Genomic DNA, 16638 nt, shown 5'->3' on the forward strand with positions numbered 1-16638 from the left:
ATTGTGCGTATTTTAGGGTAAAACCCTCGATAAAAGAGACAATCTGCTTTTAGGCTTTCGATGCTACTATCCATTTCTAACTGAAAGCGGAATTTCACGAACTCAATCCACAAAGCCTTATGAAACGGAACCATGCTTTAGAGCTACTGAGAAAACTGAAACCCGTTGTCGCGCAACGGTTCGGCGTCACACAACTGGCTTTATTTGGCTCCACAGCGCGCGACGAAGCCGGGGACAATAGCGACGTGGACATTCTGGTCGGCTTCGATGGTCCCGCCACCTCCAGCCGTTATTTCGGAGTGCAATTTTATCTGGAAGATCAGTTGGGTTGCCCGGTGGATTTAGTCACCGATAAAGCCTTGCGCCCAGAATTGCGGCCATTCGTCGAAAAGGACGCCATCGATGTCTGAAACCGCCGCGCACGAATGGCGTTTTTATCAGGACGATATGCTGACGTTTGCCGAAAAAGTACTCATTTAGACCGAAGGCCTCGATCAGCAGCGCTTTATCGATAGCGGATTAAACTACGATGCCACTGTCCGCAACCTGGAATTGATCGGCGAAGCCGCAACCCATATTCCCGGCGAAATTCGCGAAAACAATCCGCAAATACCCTGGCGCATGATCATCGCCACCCGCAACCGATTGATTCATGGTTATCTCGGCATCGACAACGATACCCTATGGAGCATCATCCAAACCGATATTCCCGAATTGCTGCCTTTGCTTCAGCAGCTTCAGAAAACCGCAACTCATAACCGCCGGCAGCTTGTGTAGGTGCGATTAACGAAGCGTAATCGCGCGAATGTTACGAATTCATTCCTTAGGCAATTTCGATGCTTGTCGCCGGACTATTAGAAGACTATATTAAGTCCTTTATAAATTCATCGGTGCCTCCATGCGCTTCTCGTCTCAAGTCAAACCCATCAGTTACCTGAAAGCCAACGCCGCCGAAGTGCTGTTAAAACTGGCCGAATGCCGCGAACCTTTGGTCATTACCCAAAACGGCGAAGCCAAGGCGGTGTTGCAAGATGTCGCCTCCTATGAAGAAACCCAGGAAACCCTGGCCCTGCTAAAAATTCTGGCCTTGGGCAACCGGGACATTGCGGACGGCAACGCCAAACCCGCGGCCGAAGTCGCCGCCCGACTGCGCGCGAAAAAGACGAATCGCTGATGCCTGCTGCCTATCAAGTGCTGCTGACTCGCGGCGCCGAGCAGGATTTGGAAAGCCTTTACGATTACATCGCCGAATTCGATACGCCGGCCAATGCCGATGCCGTCCTGGACAAGTTGTTGCAAACGCTGGACGACTTGGCGAGTTTCCCGGAACGCGGCAATTTCCCGAAAGAACTTGCGGCGCTGGGGATACAGGAATACCGCCAAGTCTTCTTCAAACCCTACCGCATCGTCTATCGCATCATAGCCCCACTAGTCTATGTTTATCTGATCGCCGACGGACGGCGGGACATGCAGGCTTTGCTGGCGCGGCGGTTGCTCGGTGAATAAAGCCGGTCAGTCATGGAGCTTTATGGGGGCCGACGCTTGATGGTATAGGCAGACTTTGATTTATTTGTAGGGTGTGGTGAGTTTACGAACCGCACCAATCGCGAACGATGCGGTGCACGTTGTTTACCGCATATATGGACTCCTCCCCAATTGCAAGCCAAGTGTTATCAAAATTGATGTTTCCAACAGAGATCAAGATTGCAGCCATATATTCGGTCTCTTGATGAAGGTACTTGATAGGCCTTCGGACCCTGATGAATCTATCCGCGCGCTTTTTCCACTATCATCCTAACGGTTTCTTAAGAACTTATGCGCGGAACGGGATTTAAAAGCACCGGTCTGACCTGTTGAATGTCATCACTTTTGAGTTACTTGCCTCCGCAATCTGTTGAACTCTGTTTGTCTTGCCCTACACCGGATTGAGGGTTATCCACCCTTTGCCCGACGCCGGAGCCCTTCCCTCGCGTGGAGGCGTTGGGCAAAGGGTGGATAACCCGGCATCGAACGGTGGTTATGCCCCCGCTCGGTATGCTTTGCCCTGCGTCGCCATCGCCCAGAGTATCCGGGCATTCTTGTTGGCCAGCGCCACGGCGGCTTTGTTGAAGCCTCGTCGTTCGATCAGACCTTGCAGCCAGTGTAATGGTCAACAAAAACCGGACACCTGTTTAGGCAGCGTTTTTCGAAAAGTCCCGCTCGAATTCGATCGGGGATTGATAGCCCAATGTTGAGTGCGATCGACGACCGTTGTAAAAAGCCAAATAGTCGATCACGCTCAGTTTCGCCGCTTCCTGGGTTTTGAATTTTTCGTAGTTGAGCTGTTCATGTTTCAAGCTACGGAAAAAGCGTTCTGTCGGCGAATTATCCCAGCAATTGCCTTTTCGGCTCATGCTCTGTTCCATCTTCATCACTGCTAAATGCTGGCGATATTCCCGACTGGCATACTGGCTGCCGCGATCCGAATGATGCAGCAGACCCGGCGGCGGTTTGCGGCGCCAGGAGGCCATTTGTAATGCGTTGACACAGAGCGAGGTCCGCACTTGTGCCCTGTGGGTATGTGGTCGTCAATCGCCCAGCCCACCACTTGCCGGGAGAACAGATCGATAACGACCGCGACATAAAGCCAGCCCTGTAACGTCCAGACATAGGTAATATCCGTGGTCCACACTTGATTTGGCTGAGCGACCTTGAATTGCCGATCCAGCCGATTCGGGGATATGGCCTCATTGTGTTTACTGTCCGTGGTCACTTTAAATCGTTTGGGATAGCGGACCTGTAATTTTAAATCGCGCATGATCCGCCCCGTTTTGAAGCGGCCGACGGCAAAACCTTGTTTCTGCAATCGATCCGCTACACGACGCGAACCAAAGCACTGCTTGTTGTCGGTAAAAAGCTGCCGCACGCTATCGGCAAGCTGTTGATCTTGATGTTTTTTGTCTTCGTCTGTCGGACTGTTACACCAAGCATAATAAGCACTGGTGCTCACCTGCATCACTCGACACAGCACGGTCACGGGATACGTCTTCTGTTGCGCCTGAATAAATCCGTACTTTACTTGTGCCCTGTGGGTATTCGGCTTCTTTCGCAAAGAAGACGGCGGCCTTTTTTAATATCTCGCGCTCCATCCGCAGTTGTTCGTTTTCCTGGCGCAATCGGATCAATTCGTCATGATCCTCCAGATTCAGGCAAGATTTTTTTAGCGTAGATTCGTTCGCCGAAGGCTTGCGTTCCGCTCGTACCCAGCGTCCTAGGGCGCTTTGCGATATGCCCAGATGATCGGCCGCTTGCTGCTGACTGTAGCCTTTTTCCAAAACCAGCTTCGTAGCATCTTGCTTGAACTCAAGGCTATATTTGGGTCGATTGTGTTTTTTGTCGTTACTCATGGTCACCTCTGCTAGCAGTATAAATTCTGCCTTTAGAAGTGTCCGGGGTTATTAGACCATTTCAAACCACGATGCCATCGAGTTGACTATCAACTTTCTCGGCATCCTGTACCCCATTCAACTTGGCCTTCACCTCAGCTACCGTGGCGAAGTGGACAGTGACTACAGGAGTCGCGTCAGACGATCTCGTCAGTCGCCTGACTTGGTCGAAATGGCGAGCCTCAAGAAAGTAGGGGCTATGAGTCGCATAGGTCACTTGAATACGCTTACTGTCGTCTTCGGCGAGCGACCTAAGTACCTTTGCGAAAGCTTGCGCCTGGATCGGGTGCTGAAAGAGTTCCGGTTCCTCGATAGCCAGACAAATAACCCCCTCTGCCGACGCCGAACCAGACTGCGCCAAGAGTTGGAGCGCCGAGATCAGAATCGTGCGCTGAAAGCCATGCCCCTGTCGTTCCACGGCAGTCTCAGTTGTTCCATCCAGCACTGCCACCTCGAATGAGGTCCGGGGAGCTTTGAGTTCCACCTCCGCAGGAGAAACCGTGACAGCCCGTCCAGGTGAGTAAGAGGTGACTACCTCGTTAAGTTGCGTCGTAATGGTATCAAGTTGTTCCTTGAACTTCTCCTTGTAGACTTTCTGCTGTTTCGCACGCGACTCCTCGACAATTTTCGCGATTTCCTCATCAGCGGCAGCACGATCGACAGATCGCTCTAGAATTCGGCCAATGATGCTCGATTTACCGTCGATAGACTCCTCGCTTGCGCGAAGGTCTGCCGTCACCAAAACGAAGTCGAAGAGACCGCTCATTTTTCCGCCGCTGTTGAAGCCGAAGAAGTTGGTCTGCAGTGCTTCGGGAGCGTCCACGAGTTGATCGGTGTTGGAGGACTCCCAGGTCGTCATCGCCTGTTCAATGGCTGCGGCGGTAGTAGCTGACGGTAAACCTAAAGCTGGACTGTCCGCACGTAGTTTGGAATATAGTTCCTTTTTCGAGGCCGCACTGCTTGCCGCCTTAATTGCATTGAAATCCGGGAAACCCTTTGCATTGGCGGAGAGCACGTCGGAGCCATCAGGTGACCTACGCTTCCATGCGGTGAATGTAGCGACCCCTTCAGGCACGTACTTGCCAAGTGCCTCGCGGTCATTCTCAGTAAGTTCAGCAAATGTGACCTGAACTTCTATCTCTTCGTCAGTCGCCCCAAAAGAGCAGTCTTTTTCTGTCAGCGAGCCTACCTTGCCGTTAAAGAACCAATCAAGCGCACGAAGCACTGTTGACTTGCCAGCACCGTTCGGCCCGATAAAGGTCGTTACTGAATCGAAGGGAATCATCACGTCTTTCAACGCGCGGAAATTCTTGATGCGAACGGATTGAATCTTCATTACAGGTTACAGCTCCTTGTATCTTTCATGGAAGACTGAGTTAAGAATAACGATCACTGCTCGAATGAACAGTGATAATCATCCAATACATAATTCCATTATTTCTTATGATTTCATTTCACAATTGTGAGATTTTTTTTATCTATTTTGAAATCTGACATCCGCTCAATTTGGTTTGAGAAATCAAGTGTGCTGAATTTTTTCATTTTTTGTGTCACTAGCTTTTCACTAATTTGGCACACTTTTCACTTTTTGTGTCACTCGACATGTCAGATCTCATAATTTCTGAAAAAACCACCGCTATAAAAATCAATAAGTTGCATAAACTAAGCGCTTAACAACAAATAGGCATGCAGTAAAATAGCAGGGTTTTAGATACGGTGGTGGCGACGGAATGCGGGTAAGGCCCATAGAATTGAGAGAAAGCGAACGAGAGCAACTACAGCTAATCATCAAGAAAGGGAGTGATTGGCGAGAACGGGAGCGTGCGGAAACCATTTTGATGTTATCCGAGGGTCAAACAGTCGTTGCTATTGCAGAGCATCAGGGGGTGAAGCCGGAAGCAGTCCGCGAGCGGCGACGAAAGTGGTGGAGAAACGGACTAAACAGCTTACCGGATCAACCGCGTAGTGGTGCGCCGAGCAAGTTGACTGACGCGCATCGAAGCCAACTCAAGGAATGGATCGATGCGGAACCTTTGAACTGCCGGGTATTGGTTAGTCGTCTAACGACGGAGTGCGGAGTAACGATTAGTGCTGGCACCTTGCGGAACGAGTTAAAACGCATGGGCTATGTGTGGAAACGCACTCGTTACAGTTTAAAAAAAAGCGCGATCCCGAGCGCTTCGAGCAGGCCCGACAAGACATCGCTGAACTGATTAAGCAAGCTCAAGCTGGTGAAATTGAATTGGCCTATGTGGACGAAGCGGGGTTTGCGCCACAACCACCGAATCGTTCAGCTTGGACAAAAAGCGGAGAAGTCCATGCCATTACTGCTAAGCGTGCACTACGCTTGAATGTGATCAGTGCCATGCTGTCATCCGGCCGATTAATACTGGCTAAACTGTGGCAAAGCGTAAATGGTCTATGGTTCTTTGGCTTTCTGATGGCGTTGATCGACCGCGTCAGCAAACCCTTGGTAAGCGCTTAACAACAAATAGGCATGCAGTAAAATAGCAGGGTTTTAGATACGGTGGTGGCGACGGAATGCGGGTAAGGCCCATAGAATTGAGAGAAAGCGAACGAGAGCAACTACAGCTAATCATCAAGAAAGGGAGTGATTGGCGAGAACGGGAGCGTGCGGAAACCATTTTGATGTTATCCGAGGGTCAAACAGTCGTTGCTATTGCAGAGCATCAGGGGGTGAAGCCGGAAGCAGTCCGCGAGCGGCGACGAAAGTGGTGGAGAAACGGACTAAACAGCTTACCGGATCAACCGCGTAGTGGTGCGCCGAGCAAGTTGACTGACGCGCATCGAAGCCAACTCAAGGAATGGATCGATGCGGAACCTTTGAACTGCCGGGTATTGGTTAGTCGTCTAACGACGGAGTGCGGAGTAACGATTAGTGCTGGCACCTTGCGGAACGAGTTAAAACGCATGGGCTATGTGTGGAAACGCACTCGTTACAGTTTAAAAAAAAGCGCGATCCCGAGCGCTTCGAGCAGGCCCGACAAGACATCGCTGAACTGATTAAGCAAGCTCAAGCTGGTGAAATTGAATTGGCCTATGTGGACGAAGCGGGGTTTGCGCCACAACCACCGAATCGTTCAGCTTGGACAAAAAGCGGAGAAGTCCATGCCATTACTGCTAAGCGTGCACTACGCTTGAATGTGATCGGTGCCATGCTGTCATCCGGCCGATTAATACTGGCTAAACTGTGGCAAAGCGTAAATGGTCTATGGTTCTTTGGCTTTCTGATGGCGTTGATCGACCGCGTCAGCAAACCCTTGGTAGTGATTTTGGATAATGCATCCATTCATACTGCCAAGAAACTGAAACCTTATTGGGATTTGTTGGAAGAAAAAGGGATGCGATTTTATTTCCTGCCACCCTACAGTCCCGAGCTGAACCGGATTGAATTGCTGTGGCATAAAATGAAATATGAATGGCTGCCATTCAAGACATTTACGCCGGATGAACTTGAGCAAGCCATTGACGAAATTGGTCACGGGTTTGGCTCGCAATACACGTTAACTTTTTGCTAGGCGCTTATGAGATTTTCATTTCCTTAAAAAATCTCATAATTGAAGGTTAAAATCTAACAAAATCTCATAATTTGAGATAATGAAAATTTGTACCATTTAATTCAATAACTTACAGAAATAATAAAGCCGTCTGAGGACACACAACATTTATACTTAAGTGATATCCGAATTGCTGCCAGTTAGCCTGTTCAATGACGAGATAATTCAAATTTTTTGGTATTCGTCAAACATAAAATCATCGAATTTACTTCACATTAAAAGCAACAGCATCGGATACAAGTATTATTTCCTTATCACCTATTTCTTTTGCCTGTAGAAAATACCGCCCAGGTTTAATGGGCCACAAGAAATGACCTGTTTGTGTTATGGCGATGGATTTGCCATTTAGCAGCCACTCAACTTTGTGACCTGCTGTTATACCGTCTGCGACAAATTCGAATGCTTGAACATCGGCAGGGATGCGTGGGTCGTAGGCAAGTTGCAAGCCTTTGGTTGGTCTGATCAATTCAAGTCGGCTTGATGCGGTAGCAGGTTGATTAGGATGCGGTTCACTGCCGACGATGAAATATTCTGTGCGTGGAAAACAGTTATTTTTTCCGGCAGCTTGGTCGTGATCAGTGCATATTTCCTGCTGAATCAAATTGGGACTTAAGTAAAGTGGCTGCGGCATTTCGCGCCACGCAAGCTCTGCAAATAAGCTGTGTAGCACCAATGCCGGGCCGGTTGACCCGGTAATCCCATCCATCGGCGTTTGATCCAAATTGCCAAACCAAACTCCTACCGCGTAGTGCGAGTTAAAACCGATCGCCCAGGCGTCGTGATAATCGTTCGACGTTCCCGTTTTTACGGCGGTTTGCACCGGTAGGTTAAGCATGCTTTCCGAGCCGAATTCACGCCTGCGAGCAAATGGATCGGAGAGGATGTTGGCAATCAGTGAGGCGGCTTCAGGCGAGTAGATGGGGCTGTTTTTGCGTGTGACAGGCGACTGCGGCAACGGCGTCAAAGGCCGAAACGCGCCGCGATTTGCCAAGGCACTGTAGGCCTGGACCATTTCGAATAGCGTCACTTCACCATTGCCCAATGCAAGGCCTTCCTTATAAAACTCTACAGGCTGCATCAAGCTGGCGAAACCAAGTGAATGTAGGGTATTCAGATAGCGTGTAGGCGTGACAAAAGCGATCGTTTGCAATGCCGGAATATTGAGCGAATTGCCGAGCGCTTCTCTGAGGGAAATTTTGCCGTAAAACAGGTGACTGTAATTATGAAAATCGTGCAAGCCGGAACCGATAGCCTCAGCCATTGGCGCATCATCAAACTCAGTTGCCGGCGACCAGCCGGCATCTAACGCCAGCGCGTATAAAAACGGCTTCATTGCGGAACCAGGTTGGCGCGGCGAACGCACGGCATCTATCGACCCGCCGGGGGTTGCGTTATTAACGTGGCCGTTCTCGGCGCCACCGACTACCCAGACCAGGATTTCACCCGTACGATGATCCACCACCATGGCCGCGCCATTACGCACCTGTTTACGCGTTAGCGCTTTGATACGCTCATCCAGCAAACGTTGTGCTATTTGTTGCAAATCCACATCGAGGGTTGTCCGTAGCGCGCCATTGTCACTTAAATGATAGGGGACGCTCTCACGGATGTAGTTGATAAAATGGCTAGCATTCAAAGGCGGTAGCGGTGGTTCAAGGAAAATATTTTGCTTTGCCTGCTCTTGCCATTCCTGCGTGGGTAATTCACCGCGATCTGCCATGGCCTGAGCTAACCTTGAAATCGCCGGTTCAATGGCTTCAGGATTTTTATAGAGGTCGAGTGCTGAGGGGGCCCGCGGTAACACAGCCAACGCGAGCATCTCTTTATCCTTTAATGTGCCCAGATCGCGATTGAAGTAATAGCGGGCGGCTTGTGCGATACCCCGGCGATTAGCGGCATAAGGCACTTGATTAAGATAGAATTCAAGCAGTTCGCCTTTGCTGGCACGGTGCTCCAATAATGCCGCTTCGAACCCTTCAATCCAGCGTGACCAGAGAGTACGCGGACGCGGATGGATAATACGTACCACTTGTTCGGTAATCGTGCTTGCGCCACGCACTGACTTACCGGCACGAATGTTTTGCCATAAGGCGCTAGCCCGAGCTGTCCAGTTTACCCCGTGATGCTCAAAGAAATGCCTGTCTTCCGAGGTAACGAACGCTTGCCTTAGCCTTTCGGGTATTGCATGCAATGGTACGATAGCCGAGGTATTGAAACGGTTTTGGTATGAAATGCCAAGCGGCCTACCTTGGCGATCCAGAACCTGAAAACGCTGTGTCCCCGGGTTTGCGGTTCGCAACGATAACCGTGGCGTCTCGACATCCCATAGCGTTTTCAATGCGACGAGCGCAACCAGAACCAGGACTGCGCGAGCCACCATTTTTCCATAGCGTCCTGTCGCCATCGCAAATGCTTTAAGGCTTTACTTCCGACTCGCCAACCTGAAGGTTTATTCCCTCCGTTTTGCCGTAGACGTCGGGATCGTACATTTCTTGCGCCTGTGCCGGTAATACGCTGTATACACCCGACGCGATAGCCTGTGCCGTATAGGACAGATGATAATTTCCCGCTGGCAGGTAATCGGCATAAAAGCGCACGGAATCATGCCGAATTTCTTGATGGTAGAAACTCCAAAAGCTGGTACCGAAATCGATCCAGTCGGAATACTTAAACCAAAACGCCCCGCCCGCTAAATTGAAATCGCCTTTTTTGGCGTCTACTGCGGAAGCTGTTGCCAAGTCGCGATTTACTGGCTCTAAACCACCTGGCACCGAATCGTCTACCACCACGAAATTACGCGCCGCAGGGGCTGAAACGTAGAGATCGACGCGTATTAACTCGCCACGTTTAATCTTTACCGGTGGCGGCAGCAACTCCCATTTTCCCGCTCGCTCAACGCTGTATTCGCGATGCACTTCAATGCCGGCATTAGCGGCCTGATCCATTGCCGTTGGCAGCGCGTAGGCCAAGCGTGTCGCGTAGTAAAGTCGCCCCTGACCTATGCGCTCGATTTGCACGGACGATTTACGGCCTGCATCACCGGCTTTGATGGGGCGCTCCAGCTGTGCCGCTGGATCTCGGACATCCTTGAAAACCGCTTTGCCGAAGCTTTCGCCGTCCATGGCGGCTGTTACCGTCATTTCCGGTTTATCCTTTTCATAAACGCGCGCGAAATCAATCAGCGCATTCATACAGAACATATTTTCTTGGGTGTTTTCCCAATGGTCGCGGTTTTTGCGATCCTGAGTAATGGCGCGTACCAACTTAAACGGCACATCGCCAATCAGAGTCTTGCCGCTTTCAAGTTCGCCATAGGCCGTGAAGGCATTCAGTACGGCGCAGTTTTCGCGCAGTGGCGAAGCTAAGATGCGGGTATAGCTGTCATCCCATGTTTCGCTGAATACAAATTTGCCACCGGTTTCATTGGCGGCGGCTAGTATCGTCTTCGCCACATCCGGCGCATATTTTTCACCACCCTTAATCGCTAATGCGGCCTGTAAGAAGTGGCTCTTACCAAACAGGGACATCTTCTTCACATGCGGCTGGTAGCGCTCCATATCGGAAAGGTCGGCTTTGCCTCTTTCTGCCAATGCCGCCAAAGCCACGGCGCGTACTGTGGATGTCATGCCTTCAGAGTAAAAACCCGGTACGGCATCATTTTTAAGCAGGTTGCTCAAGTAAGTATGCAGTTTGCTTTCTACCTGCTCTGGAATCGTATAGCCACTTTTTCGTAGCCAGTTGAAGGCTATCGCCGTATAGGCACTCAAATAGGGGTCTACATATTGATCTTGGGCGACGAAATAGGTCATGCCCCCGTTTGCCGCTTGAAAACTAGCTGCTTGGTCAAGCGTTGCTTGCGGGATGTCATCACTACCTTCCCATGGCATCGAATCGGGCAGGTAGGCCTTTAGGTTCTTATAATGTGCGGCCATCACACCTTTGCTGAGTTTTTGTTCCCAACAGATATACGGGTAATCACGCATGTACTTAAATGCGCCAGAGACATTGCCTATAACAGTCGGCGAAGCAATAACACTTACACCGCCACTATCCGGCAGCATTTCTTTAGGGAACTGGATAGTCTCGTCAATCTTGTCCTGGATTGTGGTGCCGTAATTCGCCGCGACATTGAGGCTCCGGCGCTTATTGACCGGCAGGCTATGCACCATGCCATCACTGTCAAGCATATCACCCGCAGAGATAGTAAAGCGTAAGCTTCCGGCTGGCGTATCGCGCGTTTGCGCCACTGTCGTTGTTTGGATCGGCATCGACACCGTTATGCGCTTGTAAGGCTCAACGGTAACGGTCGTAGTCAGATCGGCAGGCGTTTTAGCCGCGTCAAGTTGACCTTCGGCGTGAATGCTTACCTTGAGGGTGCGCGGTTTATCAGTACGGTTCATCACGCTGAATCCGGCATCAAATGTATCGCCCTCCATCACTTGATTGGGCATCAAAGGACGCACTTCAGTTGGACGGTTGACTTTAAAGCTAGCATCACCCAAGCCGAAACGGTCGGTCGGCGTTGTGGCAATGGCAAGAATACGCCATCCGGTTAAATTATCCGGTGCCTCGAAGCTTAACGTTGCATCGCCGTTGTTGTCGGTTTTAAGTTCGGCGTTCCAATAACTGATGAATTTGAACAGTGATCGCATGCTCAAGGTAGCACCGCCATCACCGCCTGGATTTGCGCCTTTCTTCTCGAATCGCTGCCGACCGACCAATCGAGTTAGCAGGCTGTAATTTCTAAGGTCCAGGTTATCCAAGCTGTAGAAACCTTGATAGGGGTCGAAATAACCTTTACCTCCGGCAATCAGATCGAAAACCGATTCATCAAGTACCGCTACCGCCAATTCGATAGGCTCATTTTTATTCTTAATACGCGGCTCGGCATGAAGCTTTACGGTTACTTTGTTGCGAGGCTTGTAACTCTCCCGGTCAGCTTTAGCGGTAATCAGCATCTCTTTATAAGGATCTTTTACCGGTACCGACAGGTAACCCATACGGTAGGTTGGCTTGCCTAAGTCAACCTGGCCAGGATCCGATGGTTTGTCCACGCGCGGCGACACAATGACAACGGAAAGATAGAATCCCGGCAAGTAATCCGGCTTGATTTTGAATTCGACAACCGGTGTAGAGCTGTCAAAGGTTTGCACGAAATGATCGATAATGCCAAAGCGCTCGATGGTAATCAGCGCCTTGCTATTCGGATAGGGGTTTTTCACCAGATAACGCGCGGTATCTCCAACCTTATAAGACGTGCTTTCAGGAACGATAGTCAGGCCGCTATCGGTTTGATTGTTCCATACGACAAAATCATTTCCAACAGCATAAGTACTAAGTGTCGTGCTGTGATTATTGCCTTTGGTATCGTTAATTTTTGCTACTGCCCGATAAACCCCGGCTTTATTAGGTGTAAAGGTACAGCCAAGCGGAGCGTCTTCCGATACCCCCTGACAATGCCCCGCCGCTTCCCATTCATTATGATATTCCGTCAGATAGGCATTACCGGCACCCTTAACGCGTGCTGCTTTGGTTGTTTGGTGTTCTATCGCGATCTCCACCGCCGTGCCTTTGGCGGGGTTGCCGCGATCATCAACGACGACATATTGCAAGTTGCCTGCTTTGCCGACTTGATAGAGCCACTCGCTCGTATGAAGGCCAACCAGGCGGTCTACCCCTAGATAGTCCGCCCGTACCTGACCGCTGATGTACTTGCCTCGGTCGTCGGCAACCGCGCTTTCCACCAGCAGTTTGCCGTAGACCACCTTAGGCGTTCCAGTGGAAAAATTAAGTGTGCTTTCACCCTTGTCGTTGACCTTGTCGATTTTCTGAAAAATTTGCTGCGAAGAGGTTTCATTTTGGTAGCTGTCAAATTGGAAGTTTTTAGCTAACGGATGTTTGGTTGTAAATGGCGTACTTTCCAGCAACGCGGTAATCCGTGTGGCAGCATCGGTGTAAGCGCCACCGGAATGCAGTTCAGCATGGGTTGTCACGTTCACCGACTCGCCGGCATGAAATAGGTCGCCGTTCAGCTGGTTGCTGACTCTGAAGGGAGATGGTGTAAAGTCGCTGACCAGAACGCGCATGGGTAGCCAAGTTTTTTTGCTGGCACTGTCGCTATCTGCTTCGCTTTCCGGCTGCTCTTGAATAGTTTCTTGAGCGTTTTCCGGATTTTTAGCAAAGTCGCCCAGGAGTTTGAATTGATACCATCCTATCGCACCTTCTTTTGGCACGGTAAATTCCCCGCTAGTGCCGCCAAATGCCGATAAGCGAATATCCATGCGGTCATAAACCTCTTTACCCATAGGATCGATGACTTTCAGTCGATAAGAGCCAACCGGCGGCGCAATATAACCGTTGTTATCCTGATTGCGGACATAGAGTTTGTATTGAATGGTATCGCCCGCTCGATAAATACCTTGGGCAGTCATACCCCAGGCACGCATATGCCCATACAGCATTTGGTTGGATGGATACACCGCTTCACTTCCCGAAGCGCGATAGGCATCAATGATAAAAGAATGCGCTATCGGCAATAGCGCCATGTCGTCGTCTTTTTCCACGCGCAAGAAATAGCGATTTTCTTCATTCCTGTAACGTCGCGTGATAGATAGATCGGGGTCAAGCGTATCCGTTCCCGGCAATAGCGCTAATCCTGAGACATCTGTGGTTGCCCTCGCCGTTATGTCCGTCGCGGTATGCAACGTGGTAAAGGCATCCTGGTATAAGCTCACGTTGGCATCCGCCACAGGTTGACCCGTTGCCATATCAGTGACCCAGACAAGGGTATTGAAATGGCCCAGCTTGAGATGCACCTGATAAGGCGTTACTTGCGCAAATAGATAGGGATAATATTTTTTGGAAACCGGATCGGTTTGCAAAGAGCCAAATACCGCGCCGGTGTGGCCATCCAGCATCTCGCGCACACCGAAGGGAATGGCAAATTGCACATCTTGAACGCGGGGAATCTCTTTACGGAAAGTCTGTTGTTTGTCGCTACCTTTGGCTGTAATGCCACGGTAGTTGAAGCTGTAATTATTCAGGTTATTGACGTAAAAAGGTATTTCACTCGTTACCCCCTTCTCCAGCACGGCATTTGTGTAATCCATGACAAAATTAGGATTTCGATGGGCAGTCGCAAAACTCGCTGAAATAGGCTCGCGCAGCTTACGGCCAAATATATCCTGTACTTCAGCAACAGGAACTACGGGCTTAAACCATGATACTAGCCAATGCCAAAGCCGCTCAAAAAAACTCATTTCCGCTTGTGAGTGCGACTGTACAGTATAGTCTTGCGCGGCCTTCAGGCCACGGGGAATCCATGCATCATAAACCGCTCCCTTGCCATGCGGCCGTCTATACATATAGCCAATTTCAGCGCCGTCTTCACTCTGTTCCGACGCTTGAGTGATTGCCGCCGTCTCTTCTGATTTTTTTTTCCAGCCATCTACTGGCGGATTAAAAATTACCCTATCGTCTAGGGTTTCGCGCATTACCGGTGTGCTGAAAGAAAGATCCACCGGCTGCATCGGATCACATTTTCCGCTAGGTGTTTGACCAGCCTGAATTCGCAACTCTTCACCGCTATTAGTCGTACATTTAATGCCGAAAAAAGTAAATTCGGGATAAGTGTCGAGTTCCACTACAGGATTAAAGCTAACACTTGCCTCAGGCCCCATTGCAGACATTAGCCCCGGCTCTGTTTTAAGGACAATATGGGTATCTAACGGCAATTCTTGCACTGGTTCAACTAACCAGATTCTGCGCGCTTCCTTTCCTGAGTCTTTACGAAGATTATCATCACTTTTTTGTGGCGGCTGTTTGTTAAAAAATAGCAGGCTATTTTCTCCCGGAATCGGCATAAATTGAGGCGCTTCATGATCAGCCGTGTCGGCTTTGACTTTCGCGGCGACACGCTCAGCCTTGTCACCAAAGACCCAAAACACATGCTGTGCAACCGACTCCTGATCGACGGGTTGATTGAATACCAGCCGTAGAACAGGATGCCCTGGCGATACCCACTCCCGGAATTCATGCCAGCGCACGTCAGGCCGCTGAGTAATAAAGTCATGATGGAAGGTGTCAGGAATAGTCGCCCCATCTTCAGACTTAATTCCGGGTTTGATTTCAAGCGTGTAATGCGTTGCTTCTTTGAGTGGCGCCTTATCCGTTAAATTGCATGCCAGTGCCGAGGTGTTAAGCCATCGCCATTCGCAGGCAATAGCGGGAGTGATGACGACCGGAATTTCCGAAGGCGGACGCTCCATCTTTCCAATGGGAACGACGGGGCGATCAAACTGAATAACAATTTGTTTACCGGCAGGCACATCCTCGCCATCAGGAGTAATCCTTATGATCTGAAGATCTGAAAGTGCAGCGACGCCCATTGAATCGTATGCAGCATGAGTATCGGCGGCTGGCCAAGTTATCGAGAGAACGATAACAAATGCTAAAGTTTGGTAATTAAAACTCATAAAAGCCACAGCTAGGCTGCATCGCAGCATCAGAATAGGAAATAACCCATAACCTTTCGCCAAGAGCCAAAGATGATTTTTTATTAAGTATAGTCTCGCATTGGCATTCGTTAGCGACCAACTATCAGTGCGTATTCGAGCCCAAACCGGCCACCCATTCCGATCGAAAAGCGCCACCTGTTCCAATCCAAAGTGGCCAGTGATTCCAGTTACAAAACCGTCACTGGCGCCGACGGATTTTTACTGGGTTGAAGGCTCGGTATCGGCCAGAATATTCCAGGCGCGCTCATCCTCAATTTATGAGGCAGCTAGCGGCCAATTTGCGACATTCAAGCAAGCGAAAAATATTGATCATGAGTGGCTGGTTTTGAATGGGAAGCGGCCTTTGTTGTAAAGCTATTGCGCCGATAGTTCTGTGACTTATGTGTATGTCAAATATCACTTCTGACATATGGTTCTGAGCATCTGTTCGCTTGACCAAGTCCTCTGAGCATAATGATAATGCTATTCTTATGCGGCGAATTACTATGAAAGCTTGACGTTGGGAACAGAAAAATTAATGAGGATTGCATGTTCATCATGAATGGAAAATATCTTGGCGAAGTATACTCGACACTCACCTCTAAATTTATTGGTAGACTCGAAACGCACCGTTCTGATAGAGGCTAGGGGTGAAATTCCCCAGGCCTACTGACAAACTCCAAAAGCCAAGCAATGCAAGGCAGATTACTGCCAGCAACAGGTAAAATAGGCTACCTAAATTTGGAGCAGTCCAATGCGCGGACACGATGCCATTAAAATCAGCTGGTTTAGCTACATCAGCCTAGAAGATCGCATTCCCAAACAGCATCCGTTGCGGTGCTTACGATTGCTGGTTGATGGTGTGTTGGCGTCCATGGATGCTGTCTACGCTGAGCGTTACTCCCATACTGGTCGCCAGCAATGGCCCATCTTGTCATTTAATGATTTAGTGACCGTGCTCGAGCATCTATTGCCACGTCGACAACTCATTTCGGAACAATTGGCGGACGTTATCAATAAGCGGCATGATATGCGGCAAAAGGCCAGGGAATCCCACTACAAACGCTCTCAAGTGGCGCTGGAATGAAATCTAACAAAGTAGAACTAACCAATCCTTCAAAATATCATTTTTAAGTATTT

The 16638-nt window shown here is 49.8% G+C and carries 13 protein-coding genes and 4 pseudogenes; 9 read left to right on the forward strand and 8 right to left on the reverse strand.

Annotation, left to right across the window (positions count from 1 at the left end; genetic code table 11):
• Nucleotides 1-119 precede the first annotated feature (119 nt).
• The 4 genes and pseudogenes from ACH518_RS04545 to ACH518_RS04560 all read left to right on the forward strand — a co-directional run bounded on the left by ACH518_RS04545 (nt 120) and on the right by ACH518_RS04560 (nt 1506).
• Nucleotides 120-410: a nucleotidyltransferase family protein gene (locus ACH518_RS04545; protein WP_278210046.1), complete on the forward strand. Its 291-nt coding sequence runs from the start codon at nt 120-122 to the stop codon at nt 408-410.
• Between the two features lie 85 nt (nt 411-495).
• Nucleotides 496-777 (forward strand): annotated as a pseudogene (locus tag ACH518_RS04550) (HepT-like ribonuclease domain-containing protein); the annotation flags it as partial.
• Nucleotides 778-898: 121 nt separating this feature from the next.
• Entirely contained in the window at nt 899-1174 is a 276-nt protein-coding gene (locus ACH518_RS04555; RefSeq protein ID WP_140913249.1) for a type II toxin-antitoxin system Phd/YefM family antitoxin, read from the forward strand.
• Complete coding sequence (locus tag ACH518_RS04560) at nt 1174-1506, forward strand: type II toxin-antitoxin system RelE/ParE family toxin (RefSeq protein ID WP_445372034.1); 333 nt, start codon at nt 1174-1176, stop codon at nt 1504-1506. Before ACH518_RS04555 ends, ACH518_RS04560 begins: the two co-directional genes overlap by 1 nt.
• A gap of 511 nt (nt 1507-2017) precedes the next feature.
• Here the strand turns inward: ACH518_RS04560 and ACH518_RS04565 are convergent.
• The 6 genes and pseudogenes from ACH518_RS04565 to ACH518_RS04590 all read right to left on the reverse strand — a co-directional run.
• Nucleotides 2018-2140: pseudogene (locus tag ACH518_RS04565) on the reverse strand (IS110 family transposase); the annotation flags it as partial.
• 31 nt (nt 2141-2171) lie between these two features.
• Nucleotides 2172-2411, reverse strand: coding sequence for an integrase core domain-containing protein (locus ACH518_RS04570; RefSeq protein WP_445372959.1), 240 nt, complete (start codon nt 2409-2411; stop codon nt 2172-2174).
• Nucleotides 2412-2432: 21 nt separating this feature from the next.
• Nucleotides 2433-2510 (reverse strand): annotated as a pseudogene (locus tag ACH518_RS04575) (hypothetical protein); the annotation flags it as partial.
• Nucleotides 2511-2566: 56 nt separating this feature from the next.
• Nucleotides 2567-3043 (reverse strand): annotated as a pseudogene (locus ACH518_RS04580) (IS3 family transposase); the annotation flags it as partial.
• Nucleotides 2958-3386 (reverse strand): transposase, encoded by a 429-nt coding sequence (locus tag ACH518_RS04585; RefSeq protein WP_445372035.1) that lies wholly within the window; start codon nt 3384-3386, stop codon nt 2958-2960. The pseudogene ACH518_RS04580 and the gene ACH518_RS04585, both read right to left, overlap by 86 nt.
• A 61-nt stretch (nt 3387-3447) precedes the next feature.
• Nucleotides 3448-4761, reverse strand: coding sequence for an ATP-dependent nuclease (locus ACH518_RS04590; RefSeq protein WP_445372036.1), 1314 nt, complete (start codon nt 4759-4761; stop codon nt 3448-3450).
• 394 nt (nt 4762-5155) lie between these two features.
• On the opposite strand from ACH518_RS04590, the gene ACH518_RS04595 reads away from it, so the two are divergent.
• The 4 genes from ACH518_RS04595 to ACH518_RS04610 are packed head-to-tail and all read left to right on the forward strand — an operon-like array spanning nt 5156 to nt 6964.
• On the forward strand, nt 5156-5638 hold the full coding sequence (locus tag ACH518_RS04595; RefSeq protein ID WP_445370167.1) for a helix-turn-helix domain-containing protein: 483 nt from the start codon (nt 5156-5158) through the stop codon (nt 5636-5638).
• Nucleotides 5557-5910: a hypothetical protein gene (locus tag ACH518_RS04600; RefSeq protein WP_445373026.1), complete on the forward strand. Its 354-nt coding sequence runs from the start codon at nt 5557-5559 to the stop codon at nt 5908-5910. Before ACH518_RS04595 ends, ACH518_RS04600 begins: the two co-directional genes overlap by 82 nt.
• Nucleotides 5911-5966: 56 nt before the next feature.
• On the forward strand, nt 5967-6449 hold the full coding sequence (locus ACH518_RS04605) for a helix-turn-helix domain-containing protein (protein WP_445370167.1): 483 nt from the start codon (nt 5967-5969) through the stop codon (nt 6447-6449).
• Nucleotides 6368-6964 (forward strand): IS630 family transposase, encoded by a 597-nt coding sequence (locus ACH518_RS04610; protein WP_445370166.1) that lies wholly within the window; start codon nt 6368-6370, stop codon nt 6962-6964. Before ACH518_RS04605 ends, ACH518_RS04610 begins: the two co-directional genes overlap by 82 nt.
• Nucleotides 6965-7208: 244 nt before the next feature.
• On the opposite strand, the gene ACH518_RS04615 is transcribed toward ACH518_RS04610, so the two are convergent.
• Nucleotides 7209-9407 (reverse strand): transglycosylase domain-containing protein, encoded by a 2199-nt coding sequence (locus tag ACH518_RS04615; protein ID WP_445372037.1) that lies wholly within the window; start codon nt 9405-9407, stop codon nt 7209-7211.
• A 10-nt stretch (nt 9408-9417) separates the two neighbouring features.
• On the reverse strand, nt 9418-15477 hold the full coding sequence (locus ACH518_RS04620) for an alpha-2-macroglobulin family protein (protein WP_445372038.1): 6060 nt from the start codon (nt 15475-15477) through the stop codon (nt 9418-9420).
• A 775-nt stretch (nt 15478-16252) separates the two neighbouring features.
• On the opposite strand from ACH518_RS04620, the gene ACH518_RS04625 reads away from it, so the two are divergent.
• Nucleotides 16253-16585 (forward strand): hypothetical protein, encoded by a 333-nt coding sequence (locus ACH518_RS04625; protein ID WP_445372039.1) that lies wholly within the window; start codon nt 16253-16255, stop codon nt 16583-16585.
• The last annotated feature ends 53 nt before the right edge of the window (nt 16586-16638 follow it).

Source organism: Methylomonas sp. HW2-6 (assembly GCF_052474525.1).

Coding starts and splice junctions, on each gene's coding strand:
- ACH518_RS04545 (WP_278210046.1), top strand. CDS start 120: ATGAAACGGAACCATGCTTTAGAGCTACTGAGAAAACTGAAACCCGTT.
- ACH518_RS04555 (WP_140913249.1), top strand. CDS start 899: ATGCGCTTCTCGTCTCAAGTCAAACCCATCAGTTACCTGAAAGCCAAC.
- ACH518_RS04560 (WP_445372034.1), top strand. CDS start 1,174: ATGCCTGCTGCCTATCAAGTGCTGCTGACTCGCGGCGCCGAGCAGGAT.
- ACH518_RS04570 (WP_445372959.1), bottom strand. CDS start 2,411: ATGAAGATGGAACAGAGCATGAGCCGAAAAGGCAATTGCTGGGATAAT.
- ACH518_RS04585 (WP_445372035.1), bottom strand. CDS start 3,386: ATGAGTAACGACAAAAAACACAATCGACCCAAATATAGCCTTGAGTTC.
- ACH518_RS04590 (WP_445372036.1), bottom strand. CDS start 4,761: ATGAAGATTCAATCCGTTCGCATCAAGAATTTCCGCGCGTTGAAAGAC.
- ACH518_RS04595 (WP_445370167.1), top strand. CDS start 5,156: ATGCGGGTAAGGCCCATAGAATTGAGAGAAAGCGAACGAGAGCAACTA.
- ACH518_RS04605 (WP_445370167.1), top strand. CDS start 5,967: ATGCGGGTAAGGCCCATAGAATTGAGAGAAAGCGAACGAGAGCAACTA.
- ACH518_RS04615 (WP_445372037.1), bottom strand. CDS start 9,407: ATGGCGACAGGACGCTATGGAAAAATGGTGGCTCGCGCAGTCCTGGTT.
- ACH518_RS04620 (WP_445372038.1), bottom strand. CDS start 15,477: ATGAGTTTTAATTACCAAACTTTAGCATTTGTTATCGTTCTCTCGATA.
- ACH518_RS04625 (WP_445372039.1), top strand. CDS start 16,253: ATGCGCGGACACGATGCCATTAAAATCAGCTGGTTTAGCTACATCAGC.